Here is a 19,635-nt window from a genome sequence, read left to right on the forward strand (position 1 = left end):
TTTTAGTTTTCGTCGCGAACTATATTATGACAGCGAAAACAGGCATGCTCAATATAGGTATAAGCTCTTTGAGACTCTTCTCTTCGAAGTTTACCCGACTGGTTATATTTATTCGCAATAGCGTCTAATATAATCTGAACATTATGTGCAATAATCTGTGCACTCATAATCGCTTCATTGGCTTTATGCTTCTTGTTTTCAGGAAGCATCTCCTCAAATTTTTCTTTATCAGCCAATAAATCATTGGCGTGTTTTGCAAACCGTTCAATCGAAACTTTTATACCCTCTTTATCACTAGTTATAAAGCCTTGTTGAACTTCTCGTAATTCTGTGTTTAAAAGTATCATATTTGACTTAAGATTATATGCTGATGCAGAAGTAACTGACAACGTCAATGCAAACACACTTATTAGTAATAATTTTCTCATCTTGCCCCCCTTATTTTGACAATTTTTATTGTATCATAATATTGAATACTTTGACAAAAAACACTCTCTTATGCCAATAAAATGGTGCAAACTATTAAATTACTCTAAAAAAACTGCTGCCGCTGCCGCTGAAGAAGTAGCCCTCTTTATAGTGTTTTTCCAATTCTGTATACTCCTGCAATGCAGGCGCAAAAAGATCATTTGCTTCTTTTGCATCGAGTTCCTGCAAGATTTCTACTGAAGATTTCTTTTTCAATGCATCGGCTTGAAATCCGTCTATGGGTCTGTAAAATTTTTCTCTGTATGCTTTATAGACTTTTGGAGTGCTGATTTGTATCTTGGGTGTATACATATCAAATGAGAGCGGTGTTTCCTCAAAGGCTTCTACCACTTCCCCTATTCCGCTGACATTGGCACTATTATATCCATAAATAAAAAACGGCACATCCGCCCCTACATGTAAACCTATTTGTGCGAGTTCATTGAGACTCAGACCCAAATGCAGTACTTCATTGCACATTTTCAAATAGGTTGCCGCATCACTGCTGCCTCCGCCAAGACCTGCAAATGCGGGAATGTGTTTTTCAACAGCCACCGCATACGTTTGCATAAGTTTTTCAAGTGCAGCGCTTGATGTAGCCTCTTTCAAGGCTACATATGCTTTATAAATGGTATTTTGTTTTGTATCACAATCAAAATCACCAATTATTTTAAACTCATTTGCTTTGGCTTGAACATCTTGTTTTGATACAAAGGAGAGGACATCATACAAATCATTGACTTTCATAAATCGAGAGACTATCTCATGGTACTCGTTTCTCTTGCCTGTTATTTTTAAAAAAATATTTACTTTGGCATAGGCCTTATACTTTTTCATCCGCTTTTTATTTTCCCAGTATTTTGTTCAAAGACAGAATATCATTTTCGTCTACAGTTCCCAAAGAAGCCGCCTTGTTACTCGCTTTGACCTCTTCGATAAGCTCATTTCTAATGATGGAAATCTCTTTTGGCGCGTCAATTCCGAGTTTTACGACACCGTTTTCTACAGAGATAACTTTTACAACAATATTTTCACCAATAACTATAGATTCATCTGCTTTTCTTGCAAGTACTAACATTCTATCCTGCCTAATTCATATTTTACTCTGCCCTCATTTACTGTAATAATGGAGATGCTTTCGCCATTATCCAGCCAGTATGTGCCGTCATCCTGCAACTCTAAATCTTCTAAAGCAAGAACTCTTCCATACTTTACATTATCACTTTCACCCAAATAGTAATTCTGGGGAATGTTTAAAGATTCTTTGATATTCAAGGCTTTTTCATCCTCATAAACAAACTGTCCTTCATTCAGTCGCTCAAGCATACTTAAACTTCCATGCGCTATACCAAGTTTATGCGCAATCATCTCTCCCAGAGAACGTATATAAGTCCCTTCGCTTACACTTGCTTCAAAGGTCACAAAGGGATGGCAGTAGTGAATCAGTTTCATTTCATAAACAGTTGAGTTGACAGTATTGAGAACAACCTCTTTTCCCGCACGTGCCAAATCATACGCTCGCTGTCCGTTTATCCGTTTTGCACTGAAAATCGGCGGTTTATACTCTAATTCACCCTCTAAAGACAAAAGCACCGCTTCAATCTCCTTTACATGTAAAGGTTCAGGAAGTACAACTTCTTCGATCATCTCTGTATCAAGGGTATCACTCTTTGCACCAAGCCACAAAGTCGCTTTGTATCTTTTAGGTGTTTTGTTCAAAAATCTAAAAAGTTTCGTATGTGAGCCAAAACCTACCAAAAGCACGCCTTTGGCAAAAGGATCCAGTGTTCCGGCAAAACCTGCTTTTTTATTGTTATACTTTTTTTTCAGACTGTAAAGATACTTGTTTGAGCCTACTCCCGAAGGTTTGTATGCAACAAAAAGACGATTCATAACTTCTCTACAAATGATGCAAGAATATCGCGTTTTGTTCCTGCAAAATTAATCTTGAGTTTAAACTCTCTTCCCGACTTACTCACACCGATAATGCGCCCTGTTCCAAAGATTTTATGCCGTACCAGATCACCTTTTTTAAATGCTGTGTTTTTTTCACACTTTAAAGAGCCTTTGCAAAGTCCGGCTTCATTGAAAAAACGGCTTTTTTCCAAATCACTTCTGCGTCCTTTGTAAAATCTGCTCCCGGCATGGCAAAGCGTCAAGGTCTCTTTGGCACGGGTAAACGCAACATACCCAAGTCGTCTCTCTTCTTCCAAATCACTTCCGTCTCCTGTCAGTGGCAAAAAGCCCTCTTCCATTCCTATGACAAAAACATGTTCAAACTCCAAACCTTTGGAGGCATGTATACTCATCATGTAGATACTCTCCCCCTCCACCTGGTCCTGCTCACTTTGCAACGTCAGTTCGTTTAAAAACTCATCCAAAGAACTCTGTGGTGATTTTTTTACAAAATCTCTAAAAAGACCGTAAAACTCATCTATATTGAGAATTCTTTCCTGTGAGTCTTGCATGTTTTTGTAAATATCTTTCAAAGAAAAAGTTTCTTCCAAAGCATCTATAAACTCATAGGTAGACGCCTGCGCAATACCGGCAACCTCTTGAATGTTTTTAGCAAACTCTTTGAGCGTTGCAGCATTTTTCTTTCTGACCAAGCCTTCAAGTTCTTCCATGGATGCCTGAGTGATATATTCATAAATAGAAGTTCCCTTTTTCTGAGCTGCAAGTTCAATTTTATCCAAACTTGCTTTGCCCAGTCCGCGTTTCGGCTTGTTGACTATACGTTTCAGGGAGAAGTCATCATGATGATTTGTAATCACCCTGATATAAGAAATAAGGTCTTTTATCTCTGCCCGGTCATAAAATCGCAAACCACCCACAAGTTTATAGTTAATCCCGTAACGGTTCAAGCCTTCTTCTACAGAACGTGACAGAACATTGACACGGTACAAAATAGCTATTTCTCTGGCACGTACTCCGCTCTCAAGCAGTTTTTGTATTTTTGCGGCAACTTTTCTTGCCTCTTCGTTTTCATCATTAGAATTCAGTGTTGTCACATCATCCCCGTTGCCACGCGTTGCTATGAGCTTTTTTCCCAAACGGGACCGGTTGTGCTCGATAAGCGCATTGGCAACTTTTAAAATCGGCGCACGTGAACGGTAGTTCTCTTCGAGTTTAAAGACATGTGTGCCTGAAAAATCCTGGTCAAACTCCATAATATTGCGAATATGCGCACCACGCCAGCCGTATATACTCTGATCGTCATCACCGACTACACACAAATTGTTATGCACTGTACAAAGTTTTTGTAACAGCTTAAACTGCAGTTCGTTTGTATCCTGGTACTCGTCAATCATAATGTACTGATATTTCTGCGAGGTAGCCTTTGCCAACTCAGGGTTTTCATCCAAAAGTTTATAGGTAAGCGCGATGAGATCATCAAAATCAACAAGATTGTTTTCCAGTAAATATTTTTCATACTCTGCAAAAACTTCGGCAATCTGCTTGTAACTGAACAGTTCAGTCTGCTTGTAGGCATCATCAGGACTCATTAAAGAGTTTTTGTATCTGGAAATTTCACTCGCGATAAGCGGTGTCGGCAGCTCAGAATTTATTTTTTTAATGATTCTCTTTTTATCATCTGTATCTATCACAACAAAATTATTGGCTCTGCCCAGAAGATGTATATTGAATTTTAAAAAAAGAAGTCCAAACTTGTGAAAGGTACAAAGAAGAGGAGGATAGGCGACATTTTCTATCATAGAGAGAGAACGCTCTTTCATCTCTTTTGCAGCTTTGTTTGTAAATGTCAGGGTAAGTGTATTTGAAGCGGGAATACCCACAACCTCAATAAGATACGCCAAGCGTGAAATAATTGTTGTCGTCTTTCCGCTTCCCGCTCCTGCAAGAATCAGGACAGGTCCTTCTGTTTGCTTTACTGCTGCTGCTTGAGACTCATTTAAATGATTAAAAATTTTTTCCATATATGTTCACTACTAAGTTGTATTTCTACTTATTATAGCTAAAATGTCATAAATTATTACAAAACTATTGCAATAATTATAATTATGAGTTATAATTTTACTATTATTGATACTTATAGGAATTATTATGTTAAAAGATTTTGCGAAATTACATACTTTTTTGATGGTTATAAAAGAGAAAAGCTTCTCTAAAGCATCAGCAAAACTTGGGATTTCCCAGCCCGCTGTCACGCAGCAAATCAAGTTCATTGAAGATTATCTTGATACAAAAATAGTTGATAGAAAGAAAAACGGAATTATCCTCACAAAAGAGGGCGAAGATCTCTACAGAATCGCTTTAAGACTTGAAAAAGCTATACACAGCAGTGAAAAAGAGTTGTTAAAAATAATCAACAAAGAGTTCACTTTTGTCATGGGTTCTTCTTTTGCAATCGGTAATTATGTGCTTCCGAATTATCTCAGTGAAATAAAAAAACGCATCAACAATGAAGTTTTTATGAATGTGGATCTCTCTTCAAACATTATTGACCAGCTTGAAGATAAAAAAATAGATGTCGCACTCATCGAATCTCCTGTTTTCAGAGATGGTGTCATTTACAGAGAATGGGTGGAAGATGAATTGGTCGTTTTTTCAAACCAGCCGATGAAAAAACATCTCAGTGCAGATGATTTACTCGATTTCGACTGGATTTGTCGCAATGAGGACTCCCACACAAGAAAACTGACATCAGAAGTTTTTGAAGAGATGGGAGTGCAGTGTAATAATTTCAATGTTATCGGTGTTCTTGCCAGTCCGACTTCCATCAAGGAGTCTATTTTACATGCAGACAAGAATGCAGAACGACCTCTTGTCTCTATTATGTCCCGTCATGTCATCAAGTCAGAAATCGAAAACGGCCAACTTTATGAAGCCAGACTAAAAAACCATAAAATTACAAGAAGTTTTTACATAGCCTATCTCAAAGACAGAAAACATGATGCTTTTGTAGACAATGTAGTCAATTATCTGCTCTCGCTTAACAGAGTGTAGATAGCGTCTTATTTTATAAACTTGGAGTTTTCCGGATTTGAGAGAAAAGATGCCATGGAGTTTTTCACTCCGCTTTCGTCTATATCAGCTTCTTGTTTCTTTGTTTCCTCTTTATATGCAGATATATTAATCAAAACCGGAGTTTCATCGATAATAATCTGTAAAATACTCAGCAAGGGTACATGTACAACACTTCCAAAATTTTCACTGCCAAAACCTGCCTCAAAAATTAAAATATCATCCTCTATTCTGGCAGTCTCAAATGTATATCCTGCTAAAAAGAAAAGTGTCAACGGACGAAACTCAGCGTTTATACTTTCCGGTAGTGCCGGTGCAAAACTCACATCTTCGATTTTACATAAAATACCGAAATTCTGCTCTTTTTCAAACAGCAGAACAATCAACTCCTGAATATTTTTTTTCATTAAGTGTGCGAAATCTCTGTCTTGTATTATATTTTCTAACAAATTATATCCCTTATGTTTTCATTTGGTATTATATCAAAATCTATCATAGCATTCATCAGTGCAACCTGCTCGAAATGATTTAAATCCTCTACAGATATATCATCTTCTCTGATTTTCCCGCTCTCGAGCAACCTTGCTCTGGTCGTTCCTTCAAGCAAAGGGCTTTTTGGTGTTATCCATTCATCTTTATATTTAAAAGCGATATTAGCAATGGATGTATCTGTAATAAGAGAATTTTTTACAATAAGTATGTCATCGCAAAAAGATTTTTTTTCCAGCAGCTTCTCTATTTTGCTTCTGTCATAATATTTTTTACAATACTCTATCTCATTATCAAAAACAAGTTTCAGGGTTTGAATACTCTTTTTTTTATACTGATGGTATGTGATGCTGTACTCTTCGCCATCATATACAACCCTGCACCGGAAAAATCCTGATGCGGGAGGATGTAAAATATCTTGTAGTATAATGCCGGAATGCCCAACTGTTTTCTCAAGCCGTTTTTGATGGTATGCAAGATGAAACAGTTTTGCATCAACTGCTTTGATTGTTTCTAAATATTGAATTTTATTCACTGAAAAGTTCTGTACTTAAGTACCTTTCTCCCGTGTCACATAAAACGGTCACAATCGTTTTGCCTTTGAAATTCCTCCCGTGAAGCCACCTGCATGGCAGCATATACATTTGCTCCTGAAGATATACCTACAAGCAATCCCTCTTTTTTTGCCAACATTCTGGCTGTTGCTATAGCATCTTCATTACTCACTTTTATCACTTCACTGTAACAGGAGGTATCTAAAATTGCAGGAACAAAACCTGCGCCTATTCCCTGAATTTTATGTGGAGCCGGGCTCTCTCCTGAGAGAATTGCCGAAGCTTCAGGCTCTACTGCAAAAACAGCAATATCTGCAATATGTTCTTTCAAGACCTTCGAAGTTCCGCTAAGCGTTCCTCCCGTCCCTACAGCTGCCACAAAAGCATCCAGATTTTGCTCTGTATCACGGAGAATTTCCTGTGCCGTTGTGATTTCATGTATCTCCGGATTTGCCGGATTTTCAAACTGTTGTAAGATTATAGAGTCCGGTGTATTTTCCTGAATTTCCAGTGCTTTTTGAATGGCTCCGTTCATCCCTTTTGCAGCCGGAGTCAGTACCAGTTCAGCGCCTAAAGCCTTGAGCAGGTTTCTTCTCTCTACACTCATAGACTCAGGCATAGTTAAAATAAGTTTTAAATTTTGAGCTGCACAGTTGGCTGCCAGAGCAATTCCTGTATTTCCGCTTGTAGGTTCAATAATCGTTGTATTTGCTTGAATACGTCCTGATTCTATACCCCTGCGGATCATATTGAATCCTATTCTGTCTTTGACCGAACTTGTCGGATTCATAAACTCACATTTTCCCAATATCGTGGCACCTGTCAGCTTTGATGCCTCATTCAGCCTTACCAATGGCGTGTTGCCTACTAATTCAGTTATATTTTTTGCAATTTTCATTATTTTTCCTCTTGAAGTAATTTTACACTAAAAAGATTATTTACACAAACTTCTATCATTTTGTAGACTTCTAAAAATCCGTCAAATCCGTCAAAAAAATACGGATCCGGAACATCCTGACAATTAAATGCGAAGCATCCCAGCTTTTGTATATTTTTGGCACCCAGTTTCTTGACATGCAGCCTGTTGTTTTCATCAAGTACAACTATCAACTCATATAAACCAATATCTTCTTTTGTAAACTGTCTCGCTCTAAGATGGCTTATATCTATGCCGTGCATTTGTGCCACCTTGATAGAACCCTCACATGGGGGTTCGCCGATATGCCAGTCTCCTGTCCCTGCAGAGTCTATTTTTATATCTATTTTATGTTCTTGTGCTATTTTTTTGGCAATCCCCTCTGCCAACGGGGAACGGCAGATATTGCCAAGACATACAAATATAACGGATTTCATATATTTCCTATTCTTTGAGTATAATAAGTATTGCAATTTTAAAGCAATACTTATTATACAAAAAAATAGAGGCAATCATGGCAATCTACAGTAGCGACGGCAAAAAATTACTTAATGTTGAGTTTGATGTAACGCCACAGGTTGGAGATATAGTTGATGACATGCGTGTTTTATCTGTCAATCAAAAAGAGAATGAAGAATATGCCGTATTCTTACTTGAACCAAATACACGAGTCACCTGTTATGTTTTTGATGAAATTTTCATTATCGGCAAAGAAAGTGGATTTGAAAGTTTAAATGATGCCGTTTTTTCCTGGAAAAATAACGAAATCTAAAACAGTGTCATCGCATATATTTTTGCAAAAACATGTTTAGCTGATTTGCAAAAAGTTCGGCATCTTTTGAGCCAAAAGGCTTCGGACCTTGCGTCATCTCTCCCATTTCTCTGATATTCTCCATGAGATTCCGCATTGCAAGATACTGTTTGATGTTGTCTTTGCTGTAAAGTTCGCCTCTGTGATCTATTGCATGGGCATTCTTATCTATAACTCTGTCCGCCAAGGGAATATCTGCAGTGATAACCAAATCCCCCGAATGTACTTTTTGTACAATTTTATTGTCAGCCTCATCTGCACCTGCATCTACAATGACATACTCTATATTTTTTGATTTTCCAATATTGATTTTTTTATTTGCAAACACACAGGTTTTTATGCCGTATTTTTCTATTTGACGAAAAATGATCGGTTTTAAGAGGTTGGGAAAGGCATCGCCGTCTATATATATTCTCAGCATTATATTTCTCTTTTTAAACATTATAACAAATAAACAAACATTCAAAAAGGGCGTATCGTTACATGTAATTATAAATTTGGATTTTTCAGGTTCTACACAAGAACCTGTTTTAACACCTCTTCTACCCGTTTGACCGGTACAATCTCAAGTGCTTCTCTTACTTCTTTTGGAATATCTTCCAAATCTCTTTCATAATTTTTTGCAGGAATCAAAGCTTTTGTCATATCGGCTTTATATGCAGCTATAAGCTTCTCTTTTAATCCGCCAATCGGCAAAACATCCCCTGTTAATGAAACTTCTCCTGTCATAGCGACATCAGAGCGCACTTTATAGGAACCGAGTATGGAAGATATAACTGTTACCATGGCTATACCTGCACTCGGTCCGTCTTTTGGCGTTGCGCCGTCCGGTACATGTACATGTAAATCATACCGTTTATATACTTCGCTTGGATCAACTTCTATAATTTCTTCTTTTTCTTTAAAAGTAAGCGGAATATTGTCTTGAGAAATTCTCAGCTTGCGTTTGTCTATAAGTGTTTTTACAACACTCATGGCAATTCTTGCAGACTCTTTCATAACATCACCAAGACTGCCTGTAAGCTGCAGATTGCCTTTGCCTTTGATGCGGATACTCTCTATTCGTAAAACATCTCCGCCTACTGCTGTCCATGCCAGGCCGTTGACTACACCGATAACAGGAACTTTGTCTGTTTTTTCAATCTCAAAGACACTTTTATCAAAAAACTGTTTTAAGTTTTTCAGTGTCACTGATACTTTTGCAACATTTTTGTGTTTTAGCAGTTCCATAGCTGCTTTTCTCGCCATTTCAGCTATACGGCGGCGTAAATTTCTCACACCTGCTTCACGTGTATAACTGTGTATCAGCTCTTTTAACGCCGGTTTTGAAATACTGAGTTCAGATTTTTTGAGTCCGTGTTTTTTAATCTCCTGCGGCAACAGATAACGACGGGCTATCTCAAACTTTTCCTGCGGTGTATATGAACTTAAGGTGATAAATTCCATTCTGTCACGCAAAGGAGCAGGAATACGCCCGACATCATTTGCTGTTGCTATAAAAATCACATTACTCAGATCCAAATCAAAATTCAGATAATAATCGCGAAACTCGCTGTTTTGTTCAGGATCCAAAATCTCTAAAAGAGCCGCTGTCGGGTCCCCTCTTTGTGAGCGGGTAATTTTATCGATCTCATCAAGCACTATCACAGGATTCATTTTTTTCGCATCTATAAGCCCCTGTGCTATACGTCCCGGCATAGCCCCAACATAAGTACGGCGATGTCCGCGCAATTCATTCACATCTTCAAGACCGCCCAGTGCTATTCTGATAAGCGGACGTTTGAGTGCTGTTGCTATAGAGTTGGCAAGAGAGGTTTTTCCGACACCCGGAGGGCCGGAAAAACACAATATCGCTCCAGCACTTTTTTTCGCTGAGACACCACGAAGTTCAAGCAGTTCTTTTACTGCAAAATACTCTACGATTCTCTCTTTTGGTTTTTTTAGCGAAAAATGGTCTTTGTTGAGCTGTTCTTCCACACTCTCTATGCGAAGCGGTTTTTTTGCCAAATCGCCAAAAGGAAGATCCAAAGCCCAGTCAAGATATGTCTGCGTCATAGAAGCATCCGAAGAATCCGGGTGCATACGTGCAAATCGTTCAAGCTGTTTGCTTATCTCTTTGTAGGCATCTTCTCCCATTTTTTCTTTTTTGGCTTCAAGCTTTTTTCTGTACTCTTCTATCTCTTCTTCTCGGGATGTGTCCGTTCCGAGTTCTTTTTGAATCTGTTTGAGCTGCTCTTTTAAGAAGTACTCTTTGTTGACTTTTTCTATATGTGTATGTACTTTTGAACGAATTTCGCGCTGAAGCTTGTTTGCCTCTATCTCATCAATCAACAGATCGATAAGATCCAAAAATCTTTTTTCTGTATCAGTTTCTACAAAAAGCTTATAAGCCTGCTCTTTTTTGAGTTTTACTGTTGAACATATCAGATCAATGATACGGTTGTGATCATGATTTTCTTCTATAGTTCGCAGTAGATCGGGCGGGAAATAGTTACTTACAGCAGCCAAAGCTCTCACTTTTTCACGCACGACTTCAAGTATTGCATCAATTTTTAAAGAATCAACCTCTGTTGACTGCATCACGTCTACATGGGCTATAAGCGGATCTTCTGCAACTTTATATAAAGATTTTGCACGGGCAAGCCCTTGAAAAAGTACTTTGACCCGTCCGTCAGGAAGCGAAACCTTTCGCATAATTGAACCTACCACACCTGCGTCATACAGTGCGTCATACTCTCTTTCACCTTCATGTCCTGGCTTAGTCGGGCAGACTATCACCAAAGAATTGTTTTCAATGGCCTTTGTTGCCGCCTTAATATTTTTTTCATCACTTAAAAAAAGCGGTGAAATCATAAAAGGATATAAAAAAAGTTCATCTTCTGCTATCACCGGGATGTCAGCAGGAAATTCTCCGTAGTTGCTTAATTTCATAAATATAGTTTCCTTATATTATTTTGTTTTATTATTGTCTGATTTAACTGTATTTCTAGAGACGACACTCTGTGTATCCGGAATCATAAAAGCATACCAGCTGGATGTACCGTCTCCTTCAAATATTTCTCTGTACCATGGTATTTTTGCACGCTCAACTTCATCCCATTTTATCCATGGTTCTACTCTTAAGGTGCGATAATATGCTGCCGATTCCGGCTTGTCAAGTCTGGTATACAAATCGACAATTTCCTTGTTTAAAGAGGCATCAGCAAGATATAAATTTGTCAGCATCGTATCCACCAAAGAGTAGTACATAGAGTGCGGATAATTTTGCTTGAATGTTTTTGCATTTTTTATGGCCTCAAGTATAAGCCCTTGATCACGTCTTGGATTTGGAAGGGCCATATATTTTGCTTTAATCTTTAAAAATTCCGCAAATTCTCTCTCATTGGCATTTGCATATCTTCTGACATACTCATTTAAAAAGTGTTCAGTAAGCAGATACTCTTCATTGTGCATATGCGCAATTGCAAGAATCATGGTTGCCTCAGGCAAAAGAGGTGACCCGATATGTTCCCCCTGTAAAGAGGAATAGTAATCATCCGCTTTGTCAATATTTCCGGATGAAATAGACTCCACAATTTTGCCATACCAGTAAACAGCCGGCTTGTTGTATTCCTCCACCTCTTTTGAACACGAAGCAAATAAAATGATAAAAGAGAGAGCAAATACAAAAGAGAATTTTGATTTCATATGAAAATATCCTAATTAAATTAAATTGAATGTTATTTTATCCAAAAGTTATATAATAGGGATTAAACTAAAAAAATTTATGTGTTATAATAAATAAATAAAAGGTTCAACAAGATGGATATAAATCAAATAAAGCGTATTTTACAAAGATATGACACTGTCGAAAATGCATTACTCTTTGGGTCGTATGCAACAAATACCCAGCACAACATGAGTGACATGGATATTGCAGTGCAAACAAGCCGTGAACTCAATTTATTTGAGATGGGTGATATTATCGCAAGCCTTGAGACGGAACTAAATCATAAAATAGATTTTGTAATATTTAATGAACTTTATAAAACATCACCACTTCTTGCCTATAATATCTACAAAAACCATACGATTCTTATACTGAATAATAAAAAAAAATATGATATCTTCAAAGAAAATGCTCTCCATTACTATCTTGATTTTAAGCATATACTTGATGAGCAAAACCTGGCATTTAGCAAAAGGATAAGTAATGGAAATATTGCAAAAACTCAAACAGCTTGAAGAAAATATAAAAATATTAGAAGAACTGAAACAAGAGATGCAAGTTGAAGACATTGCGGCAAATAAACGTTACGAATGGGAACTTCGATATGGTTTTTTTGAATCAATACAAATAATGATAGATGTCAGCTGTAAAGTGACAAATTATTTTAACCTGGGGAAGCCTGAAAATTATAAAGAATGCATAGAAATTCTTAGTAAAAATGACTACCTAAACAAATTTCATAGCCAAAAGTATATTGCAATGATAGGACTTCGAAATCTTCTTATCCATGAATATACGACAATTGACATAAAAAAACTCTATGATTTTTTAAATTCTATTGATGACTTCAAAAATTTTATACGTGAGATTAAAGAAAATATATCTGAATAAGTGGTGGCCTGTCTCGGAATCGAACCAAGGACACAGTGATTTTCAGTCACTTGCTCTACCGACTGAGCTAACAGGCCAAATTGAAGAAACGAAATTATACCTTTATGAGCTGAATATAAACTTATAAAATCCACTCTCTTTTTGTCACTTTTAACACATTTTCTCATAAATTTTAAAAATACCATAAAAAACATAGCACAATAACCTCTTTTAAAGATATTTCAGCTAAAATTTAGCAATAAAGTACGACAATTGAAACGTAGACAATTGTTTCTTTTTAACATGAGCCCCCTTTGTGGGTGCCGTGATTTTTCCTACAAAAAAGGGGATGTTATGAAAAAGTTGTTATTCCTTTCAATTTTATTTTTGACGACATTACTAAATGCAGCAGGAGATAGCTGTTCAAATGCTATAGAGCTTTCTCTGCCAAGTGAAACTGATACTTCTTTGCAAAACAGAACTTGGAGTATGGGTAGCCATTATTTCTATACTTATTACAAGTTTACCCCCTCCTCAAATGGAGAAATTGTTATCCAAACTACTGACATGGACAATGACAGTAACGCCTGGCTCTATGATGATATAGATGAATGCGTATCTTGGTGGGGAAGCACGGTTGCTTCAGATACACGTAATAACAATGACATATACATTACCTACACACTCTCTGCTGGAACAACCTATTATCTCCCTATAAGAAATTATACCGATGATGATGATTCTTTTACGCTCAATCTTTCCTTCTCTTCCTCATTTTCCTCATCTTCTATCAGTAATGATATATGCTATGACAGTATCTCAGTCAGTGGACTAAATTTTGGATTTATAAATGTTCTCAGCAAAACAACTATTCCTATCAGAAATATTTCAAATGGTAATTTATCTGATGTACAGGTAGTTCTGGCATCTGATTCGCTTTTTTCAGCTTTTTCAAACTGTGATGTTTTAGATGGTGACGGCAGTGAAACATGTTCACAAACAAGTGATTTGAGTTTTTTCAATACTTTTACAGCCTTTAACAGTGGTGTCACATATGATTTACAAACACTTATATCAAACAATTCAAAAAGCGCTTATGTTGAATCACTCTTTAGTTTTTTAAACAGTAACGATTATGATTTATTGGCAACATATACAAAAGACGGCACGACATACAGTGGAAAACTTTCACAATGCAAAAGTGATACAAACGAGACTTCAGATGGTCGTCCTTTTACCATTAGAAATCCGGATGACACCAGAAATATTCGAGGTAATGTCAAAATCATCGGGAACACTGTTCTGTGTGAAAAAGACAGTAATGGTCAATGCAAGGAAACCTCTGATCCAAACAATAACACTACTTTAAGTTACATTAAAGAGGTAGATGGTTTCATCAATGCTTCAAAAGCAAAAATAAGCGGTATTCCGGATACTGCAGAGGTAGTGTGGGCAGGGTTTTACGCACAAGGATATACAAATGAATCCCTAGAAACAGTTCGAGCAGACCTCAATTCTCAGCCAATGTACCTTATAGCACCGGATAACACTCTTTTCCCGCTGTATCCGGAAGTGATTGATTCCTTACAGTGGGTTGGCTACACCTATTCAACCTTTAGTACCGTCAATGCTCTCATTGGAAAAAAAGGGAGTGAGATAAACGGCTGGTGGACAGGTGCAAATATCAAGGCTAGCGAAGGAAAAGATACATCCTTGGGCTATTTTGGAGCATGGACACTTGTTGTTATATATAAAGACAGCAGTGAAAGCTTTCGTAACATTACTGTGTTTGATGGCTATACTAACATTTCATCATACAACAGAGAAGAGACCATAGATTTAAGCGGTTTTTTAACCCCAAAAGCAGGAGATATCAACTCTACTTTTTCTTTCTTTGCAGGGGAAGGGGATATAGCCTATACTGGAGATGAACTCTATTTTAACGGCTATCAAATTGGAAACTCCAACAATGTCATGTACTCACACACCAGCGGATTTGAGAAAGAGCCAAGCTTAACAAACAATTTTGGTATAGATATTCAAAATATAGATATCGGTACATCCGGAGCAGACTTGCTAGGATACAAAGACACCAGTGCTACAGTACGCTTTACATCAAGTGGAGATTCATACTATCCTAGTATGTTTGTTTTCACAACAAACCTTTATACCCTTGATATCTGTTACGATTATACCTATGGACAAAACGGATACTATACTACAGCACCAAGTATCAAACCTGCACTTATTGATGGAACTTTCAACAAAAGTACACCACTTGACCTTAAAGTCTATTTCAGAAACAGAGAAAATTCTGACACTACTATTAACAACCTGAACATAGATATACTAAACCTTAAAGAAGCCGTTTATCATTTAAACTCTACAAAAATAGCTAAAACAGATACCACTGTGACAAATATTGATGATAATATTTTAGATATTGCATCGGACAAAAGTTATGTTAAGAACATCCCTATTGGTAGCTTTGGAAGTTTGGATTATTTTTATCTCTACTATAGTTTAGACCTGAATCAAAGTACTCTTTCAGAAGTACCGGTTGACATAGAGTTTCGCTATGATTTGACTGTTGACGGTATTGGATTAGGGACATACAGCACTAAATTAAGCGACATGGATCCTTGCCAGCCGACTCCAGGCTACGAACCGGTTCCGGATATTTTCAATATTGTTCAAGCCGGAGAAACAAAAAGTGATGATCCTTACTATTATTTTAATATTCCAACACAGGTCGTCAACAGAGTGGGGAACTTTTTATTAGAATCAATGGATCCCAATGATTTAAACAAATCAAAAGCTGTCAGCAAGGCACAGGATGTCAATATTACAATGGTAAATATGTCAGGTTTTCATTATACCAATGCAACCTGTACAGATCCTGACAACAGTATTGTGATAGGCACGCCTGTAAGCACACACTTTAATATTAATGATACAACCGTCAGTATTGATAAAGATGCAATGCGTACTGCAGCAGTCTTTTCCAAAGCCTCTCAAAATGCGGCCTTTAGAATTATTTATACAGATGAAAACAACAATACGAAAAGCATCTGTTCAAGAGACAACTTTGCCATTCGCCCGGAAAGCTACTCTTTTAAATTTACAGACTATAATCACTCAAATCCGTTACAGCAAAGCTTTATCATAGACAATAACGGCAGTAATATAAAAACTGCCCACTTGGCTGCGGGGTACAATTACCTCTTGACCATGAATGCAACGGACCATCTTAACAATACACCTGTCCTCGGTTACACCACAAGTAGTCTTGATGCAAATATGACATGGCAGGGAACTTCTTCACTTGTTTGTAACGATGAAAGCAATATTACACTCGAACATCCTTTTGTCAATGGTGTTGCAGAAACGAACACAACATGGAACAATGTCGGATCATACAAACTTCATATTATTGATACAAAATGGACAGCGGTTGATTCTCTCTATCTTGATCATCATACAGCTCCGTATTTTCAAACAGGAGCGGACTGTATACAAAACTCATCTGCAGTCGAAGATGAAAGTTCTGCTTCCAAGAATGGTTGTAACATATCTTCGGTGCATCATAATAATGACTATTCCCAAGATTTTCAGGATATGCTTGTATTTTATCACCCTTACAGATTTGATCTCAATGCAACTGCAGGAGGAACAGCTGTTACTCCTACTATCGGCTTGCTGTTTACTCCTGTGCCAGGCACCACACCGTATATCTATATGGCAGACATTAACAATACACTGGATGAGAATATGTCCTACCATTTAAACGGGAGCATTACAGCTTTAGGTGAAAACAATGTCACCCTTTCAAACTTTGTAGACCAATGTTATGCAGTACCTTTGGATATAAACATTTCTACAAGCAACAGAGACTTGAATGACTCAAAGGGGAATCATGTTCCCTACAGAATACGTTTTCATGACATTAATTCGAGTGGCAGTATTATAAATGCATTGGATATCAATCTTACAGAAACAAATCCCGCACTGCAGTCTAATGACATACGCATTCAAACTGCTCAAACATATTTTCCTAAAAATTTAAACGGTACTATGCAGACACGCTTAAATATGAACTATATGAGAGAAAAAGACACTGCTGTCAATCCAACAACACTCACCTTTATAAAGTATCAGGTCAACTGTACAAATGCGGTAGCTGATTGTACTTTTAATGCTGACCTTATAAACAGCAAGACAACAAAAGGGATTAAAGATTTAAATTCGACAATACCCGTCAGGCACTATTACGGGCGCACAAATGCACCGAGACAGACTGTTTTAGGTTCTGACGGCAATGTTTCTGTATACTATGAAGTATTCTGCAACGGAGCTACATGTAACAAATCATTACTTCAAGACGGGAACAGTTCAACATCAACAGATGATCCGCGTTGGTTTGTCAATACCAACCATACTAGCGATGCAGGAACGGCTGCACAAACAGCCACAGTGCAAAAGAATGGTGTAAATGTAAGTATTACCAGAGAAGCCAACGGAAATCATCCTGACTATATTGGAGTACACTACAATGGAAGCAGCGGATATCCGTACAAGGCAACAATGGAAAACAATGCCTCAGGCTGGCTCATTTATAACAAATACAATGCCAATGCCGCAACCAATGAGTTTCAGGTAGACTTTGTCAATCCTAATGCAAACTGGGCCGGCATATATGAAACAAATGCCACAACCAATAAAAATGCTTCTGATAATACCAACAGGAGACTTATGTGGTAAAAAAAAGCGCTTTTACGCTCATAGAGCTTATTTTTGCCATCGTCGTGATTGCAATTACTGTCATCTCTTTGCCAATGATGAATCAGTCCATTTCAAAAGGAATTGATTCAAATCTGCTGCAAGAAGCCATTTTTGCAGCAGCAACAGAACTCAATGAAGCAACAACTGCCCAATGGGACGAAGCTTCCATAGATGAAAACGCAAGTACAACTGTCAGTCAGGTTATAAACCTCGACGGCTTATGTGAAAACAATCAATCCAGTCAACGCTACCGATTAAAACCCGGACATATTCTGGAACCGCTTCATAGAAAATGTTTAAACAATTTAAATCAAACAGCACTCCATTCCAATACCAACCCGGACGTTGATGCAGTTGAAGACAAAGCACATGGATACAGAAATATATTTTTAAACTTAACACCGGGGCAGGAAGGGTACAAGCAAGACTTTAACTCTTCACTTGTCATCAGCTATAACCCTGTATTTGACGGAATTCAAAGACCTAATATGAAAAAATTAACCATTACAGTTAAAGATGAAGAAGGTAATGTTGTTACTTCTTTATTTACCTATGTTGCAAATATCGGCGGCATAGACTACTATAAAAGGTCCTATTAATGAAAAATCGTTTTGCTTTTACTATGCTTGAATTAGTATTTGTCATTGTCATTATGGGAATTATAGGAAAATTCGGCGTGGAATTTTTGGCACAGGCCTATAACAGTTTTATATTTTCAAAAATAAATCATGAACTCCAGTCAAACAGTGAAGCTGCGGTTGAACTCATAGCAAAACGGCTCGAAGGTCGCATAAAGGATTCTGTGATTGCCAGAGAAGCAAATAAAAATTTTGATCCGATCGGAGACGTAAATAATTCAAAAACCTATGCAGTGTTAGAATGGATTGGCAGTGATACGGACGGCTTTCGCGGTATTTCGGATACCACTGCAATCCATCTTCCTAATTGGAGTGGCATTATAGATCTGGATGCAGGAAACAGCAATACATTGGTATCTCCGGAAACTAATACCACAAAAACAAATACTTTAATTGCTATACTCTCAAGTGGTACTGCAGGAATAAATGACAGCGCCATCTTCTTTACAGGGGCAGACAGTGACATCCGTACCGGCTATGGATGGGATACAAATACAACGATAATAAATGCCCAAAAAGGTGCTATGCACCCTGTCCAAAGTGTAGCCGGACAACCGACACAGTTTACATCTTCTACAGGTACAGACTTCAGCGGTGTCGATATTTACGAGTATTACAAATTAGCATGGACTGCCTATGCCGTAGCTATGGAAGACTATAATTCAACTACAAAAATGGGTAATTTATATCTATATCACAATTATCAGCCATGGCAGGGAGAACAATATGATGACAACAATGACAGCCTCCACAAATCATTACTTATGCAAAATGTCAGTACCTTCCGATTTACCGCTATAGGTTCTATTATGAAGATTCAGGTATGCACGAAAACAGACTTGGCAGAGGAGTACTCTTTATGCAAAGAAAAAACAGTATTTTAAAAGGGAAGCGTTCAGGTATTGCCATGATTATGGCGATTGCCGTTATTGTCATTATTGCAACCATAATGGCTTTAGCCATTTCTCTTACTTCCCAAACAACCAAACGCACGACAGATGTCTATCTGTATGAGCAGTCTGTACTTCTTGCGCACAGTGCAGCAGAATATGCACTTTTGCGGATTTCGCAAACTCCACCTTGTACTGATTTAGATACAACATTCACGCAAGACACACTTTACAATATAACAATCAAACTACAATACATATATTATGATGATCCAAATACACCTTTAGTCAATGAAGCACAAGCTGTTTGCAATGCTATACCTGCTGCCAACAGAGGCATACTCTATACAACTGTTACCACACCCGAACAAAACGGTTCTGTCCTTATGGATGTAACTGTAGATGTAAATGATACAACAGTTGCCAGTGAACCTGTCAGATATTTCAAAAGAACTCTGCAAAAATTATAGATTCGTACTTTTTATTAAACTTTTTAATGGTATAATTTTTTTCCAATAGAAT

General features: G+C 37.5%; 19 protein-coding genes, 1 tRNA gene and 1 pseudogene. 8 read left to right on the top strand and 13 right to left on the bottom strand.

The window, feature by feature from the left end:
- Positions 1-2 precede the first annotated feature (2 nt).
- The 5 genes from MLC44_RS11100 to MLC44_RS11120 form a co-directional block, all read right to left on the bottom strand.
- Complete coding sequence (locus MLC44_RS11100) at positions 3-428, bottom strand: hypothetical protein (RefSeq protein WP_346389586.1); 426 nt, start codon at positions 426-428, stop codon at positions 3-5.
- Between the two features lie 94 nt (positions 429-522).
- On the bottom strand, positions 523-1,305 hold the full coding sequence (locus MLC44_RS11105) for a 4-(cytidine 5'-diphospho)-2-C-methyl-D-erythritol kinase (protein WP_346389587.1): 783 nt from the start codon (positions 1,303-1,305) through the stop codon (positions 523-525).
- A gap of 7 nt (positions 1,306-1,312) precedes the next feature.
- Positions 1,313-1,546: a carbon storage regulator CsrA gene (gene csrA, locus MLC44_RS11110; protein WP_151899601.1), complete on the bottom strand. Its 234-nt coding sequence runs from the start codon at positions 1,544-1,546 to the stop codon at positions 1,313-1,315.
- Positions 1,540-2,361: a tRNA pseudouridine(55) synthase TruB gene (gene truB / locus MLC44_RS11115; protein WP_346389588.1), complete on the bottom strand. Its 822-nt coding sequence runs from the start codon at positions 2,359-2,361 to the stop codon at positions 1,540-1,542. Before truB ends, csrA begins: the two co-directional genes overlap by 7 nt.
- On the bottom strand, positions 2,358-4,406 hold the full coding sequence (locus tag MLC44_RS11120) for an ATP-dependent helicase (protein WP_151899599.1): 2,049 nt from the start codon (positions 4,404-4,406) through the stop codon (positions 2,358-2,360). Before MLC44_RS11120 ends, truB begins: the two co-directional genes overlap by 4 nt.
- A gap of 127 nt (positions 4,407-4,533) precedes the next feature.
- Between MLC44_RS11120 and MLC44_RS11125 the strand changes: the two genes are divergently transcribed.
- Positions 4,534-5,436: a LysR family transcriptional regulator gene (locus tag MLC44_RS11125; RefSeq protein WP_151899598.1), complete on the top strand. Its 903-nt coding sequence runs from the start codon at positions 4,534-4,536 to the stop codon at positions 5,434-5,436.
- Positions 5,437-5,444: 8 nt separating this feature from the next.
- Here the strand turns inward: MLC44_RS11125 and MLC44_RS11130 are convergent, their stop codons facing one another.
- The 4 genes and pseudogenes from MLC44_RS11130 to MLC44_RS11145 form a co-directional block, all read right to left on the bottom strand.
- Positions 5,445-5,903 (bottom strand): hypothetical protein, encoded by a 459-nt coding sequence (locus MLC44_RS11130; RefSeq protein ID WP_151899597.1) that lies wholly within the window; start codon positions 5,901-5,903, stop codon positions 5,445-5,447.
- Positions 5,897-6,478: an aminotransferase class IV family protein gene (locus MLC44_RS11135; RefSeq protein WP_346389590.1), complete on the bottom strand. Its 582-nt coding sequence runs from the start codon at positions 6,476-6,478 to the stop codon at positions 5,897-5,899. Before MLC44_RS11135 ends, MLC44_RS11130 begins: the two co-directional genes overlap by 7 nt.
- Positions 6,471-7,395: pseudogene (gene cysK, locus MLC44_RS11140) on the bottom strand (cysteine synthase A). The gene MLC44_RS11135 and the pseudogene cysK overlap by 8 nt, the downstream one beginning before the upstream one ends.
- Positions 7,395-7,850, bottom strand: a complete 456-nt coding sequence (locus tag MLC44_RS11145; protein WP_434657369.1) for a low molecular weight protein-tyrosine-phosphatase — start codon at positions 7,848-7,850, stop codon at positions 7,395-7,397. The pseudogene cysK and the gene MLC44_RS11145 overlap by 1 nt, the downstream one beginning before the upstream one ends.
- A gap of 77 nt (positions 7,851-7,927) precedes the next feature.
- On the opposite strand from MLC44_RS11145, the gene MLC44_RS11150 reads away from it, so the two are divergent.
- A complete protein-coding gene (locus tag MLC44_RS11150; RefSeq protein ID WP_434657371.1) occupies positions 7,928-8,185 on the top strand; it encodes a hypothetical protein in 258 nt (85 codons plus the stop codon).
- Positions 8,186-8,192: 7 nt separating this feature from the next.
- Here the strand turns inward: MLC44_RS11150 and MLC44_RS11155 are convergent, their stop codons facing one another.
- The 3 genes from MLC44_RS11155 to MLC44_RS11165 all read right to left on the bottom strand — a co-directional run bounded on the left by MLC44_RS11155 (position 8,193) and on the right by MLC44_RS11165 (position 11,911).
- Positions 8,193-8,645, bottom strand: a complete 453-nt coding sequence (locus tag MLC44_RS11155) for a YaiI/YqxD family protein (RefSeq protein WP_434657372.1) — start codon at positions 8,643-8,645, stop codon at positions 8,193-8,195.
- Between the two features lie 92 nt (positions 8,646-8,737).
- Entirely contained in the window at positions 8,738-11,155 is a 2,418-nt protein-coding gene (gene lon, locus MLC44_RS11160) for an endopeptidase La (RefSeq protein ID WP_346389594.1), read from the bottom strand.
- A gap of 18 nt (positions 11,156-11,173) precedes the next feature.
- Positions 11,174-11,911 (bottom strand): outer membrane protein assembly factor BamD, encoded by a 738-nt coding sequence (locus MLC44_RS11165; protein WP_418640661.1) that lies wholly within the window; start codon positions 11,909-11,911, stop codon positions 11,174-11,176.
- 114 nt (positions 11,912-12,025) lie between these two features.
- Here MLC44_RS11165 and mntA point away from each other — a divergent pair, with 114 nt between their 5' ends.
- Positions 12,026-12,448 carry a type VII toxin-antitoxin system MntA family adenylyltransferase antitoxin gene (gene mntA / locus MLC44_RS11170; protein ID WP_346389596.1) on the top strand — a complete coding sequence of 141 codons (423 nt, stop codon included), beginning with the start codon at positions 12,026-12,028 and terminating at the stop codon, positions 12,446-12,448.
- Positions 12,417-12,824, top strand: a complete 408-nt coding sequence (hepT, locus tag MLC44_RS11175; RefSeq protein ID WP_346389597.1) for a type VII toxin-antitoxin system HepT family RNase toxin — start codon at positions 12,417-12,419, stop codon at positions 12,822-12,824. The genes mntA and hepT overlap by 32 nt, the downstream gene beginning before the upstream one ends.
- 1 nt (position 12,825) lies before the next feature.
- Here hepT and MLC44_RS11180 read toward each other — a convergent pair.
- Positions 12,826-12,901, bottom strand: a tRNA-Phe gene (locus MLC44_RS11180).
- Between the two features lie 256 nt (positions 12,902-13,157).
- On the opposite strand from MLC44_RS11180, the gene MLC44_RS11185 reads away from it, so the two are divergent.
- From MLC44_RS11185 to MLC44_RS11200, 4 genes are read left to right on the top strand one after another with little or no spacing between them, the layout of a single operon-like run.
- On the top strand, positions 13,158-17,564 hold the full coding sequence (locus MLC44_RS11185) for a hypothetical protein (RefSeq protein ID WP_434657376.1): 4,407 nt from the start codon (positions 13,158-13,160) through the stop codon (positions 17,562-17,564).
- Entirely contained in the window at positions 17,558-18,184 is a 627-nt protein-coding gene (locus MLC44_RS11190) for a type II secretion system protein (RefSeq protein WP_346389599.1), read from the top strand. Before MLC44_RS11185 ends, MLC44_RS11190 begins: the two co-directional genes overlap by 7 nt.
- Positions 18,184-19,107 carry a type II secretion system protein gene (locus tag MLC44_RS11195; RefSeq protein ID WP_418640665.1) on the top strand — a complete coding sequence of 308 codons (924 nt, stop codon included), beginning with the start codon at positions 18,184-18,186 and terminating at the stop codon, positions 19,105-19,107. The genes MLC44_RS11190 and MLC44_RS11195 overlap by 1 nt, the downstream gene beginning before the upstream one ends.
- Complete coding sequence (locus tag MLC44_RS11200; RefSeq protein ID WP_151899584.1) at positions 19,083-19,583, top strand: hypothetical protein; 501 nt, start codon at positions 19,083-19,085, stop codon at positions 19,581-19,583. Before MLC44_RS11195 ends, MLC44_RS11200 begins: the two co-directional genes overlap by 25 nt.
- The last annotated feature ends 52 nt before the right edge of the window (positions 19,584-19,635 follow it).

The sequence above is a fragment of the Sulfurimonas sp. NW9 genome, from assembly GCF_051132275.1.
In the GTDB taxonomy this organism is placed as follows: Bacteria; Campylobacterota; Campylobacteria; order Campylobacterales; family Sulfurimonadaceae; genus Sulfurimonas; species Sulfurimonas hydrogeniphila.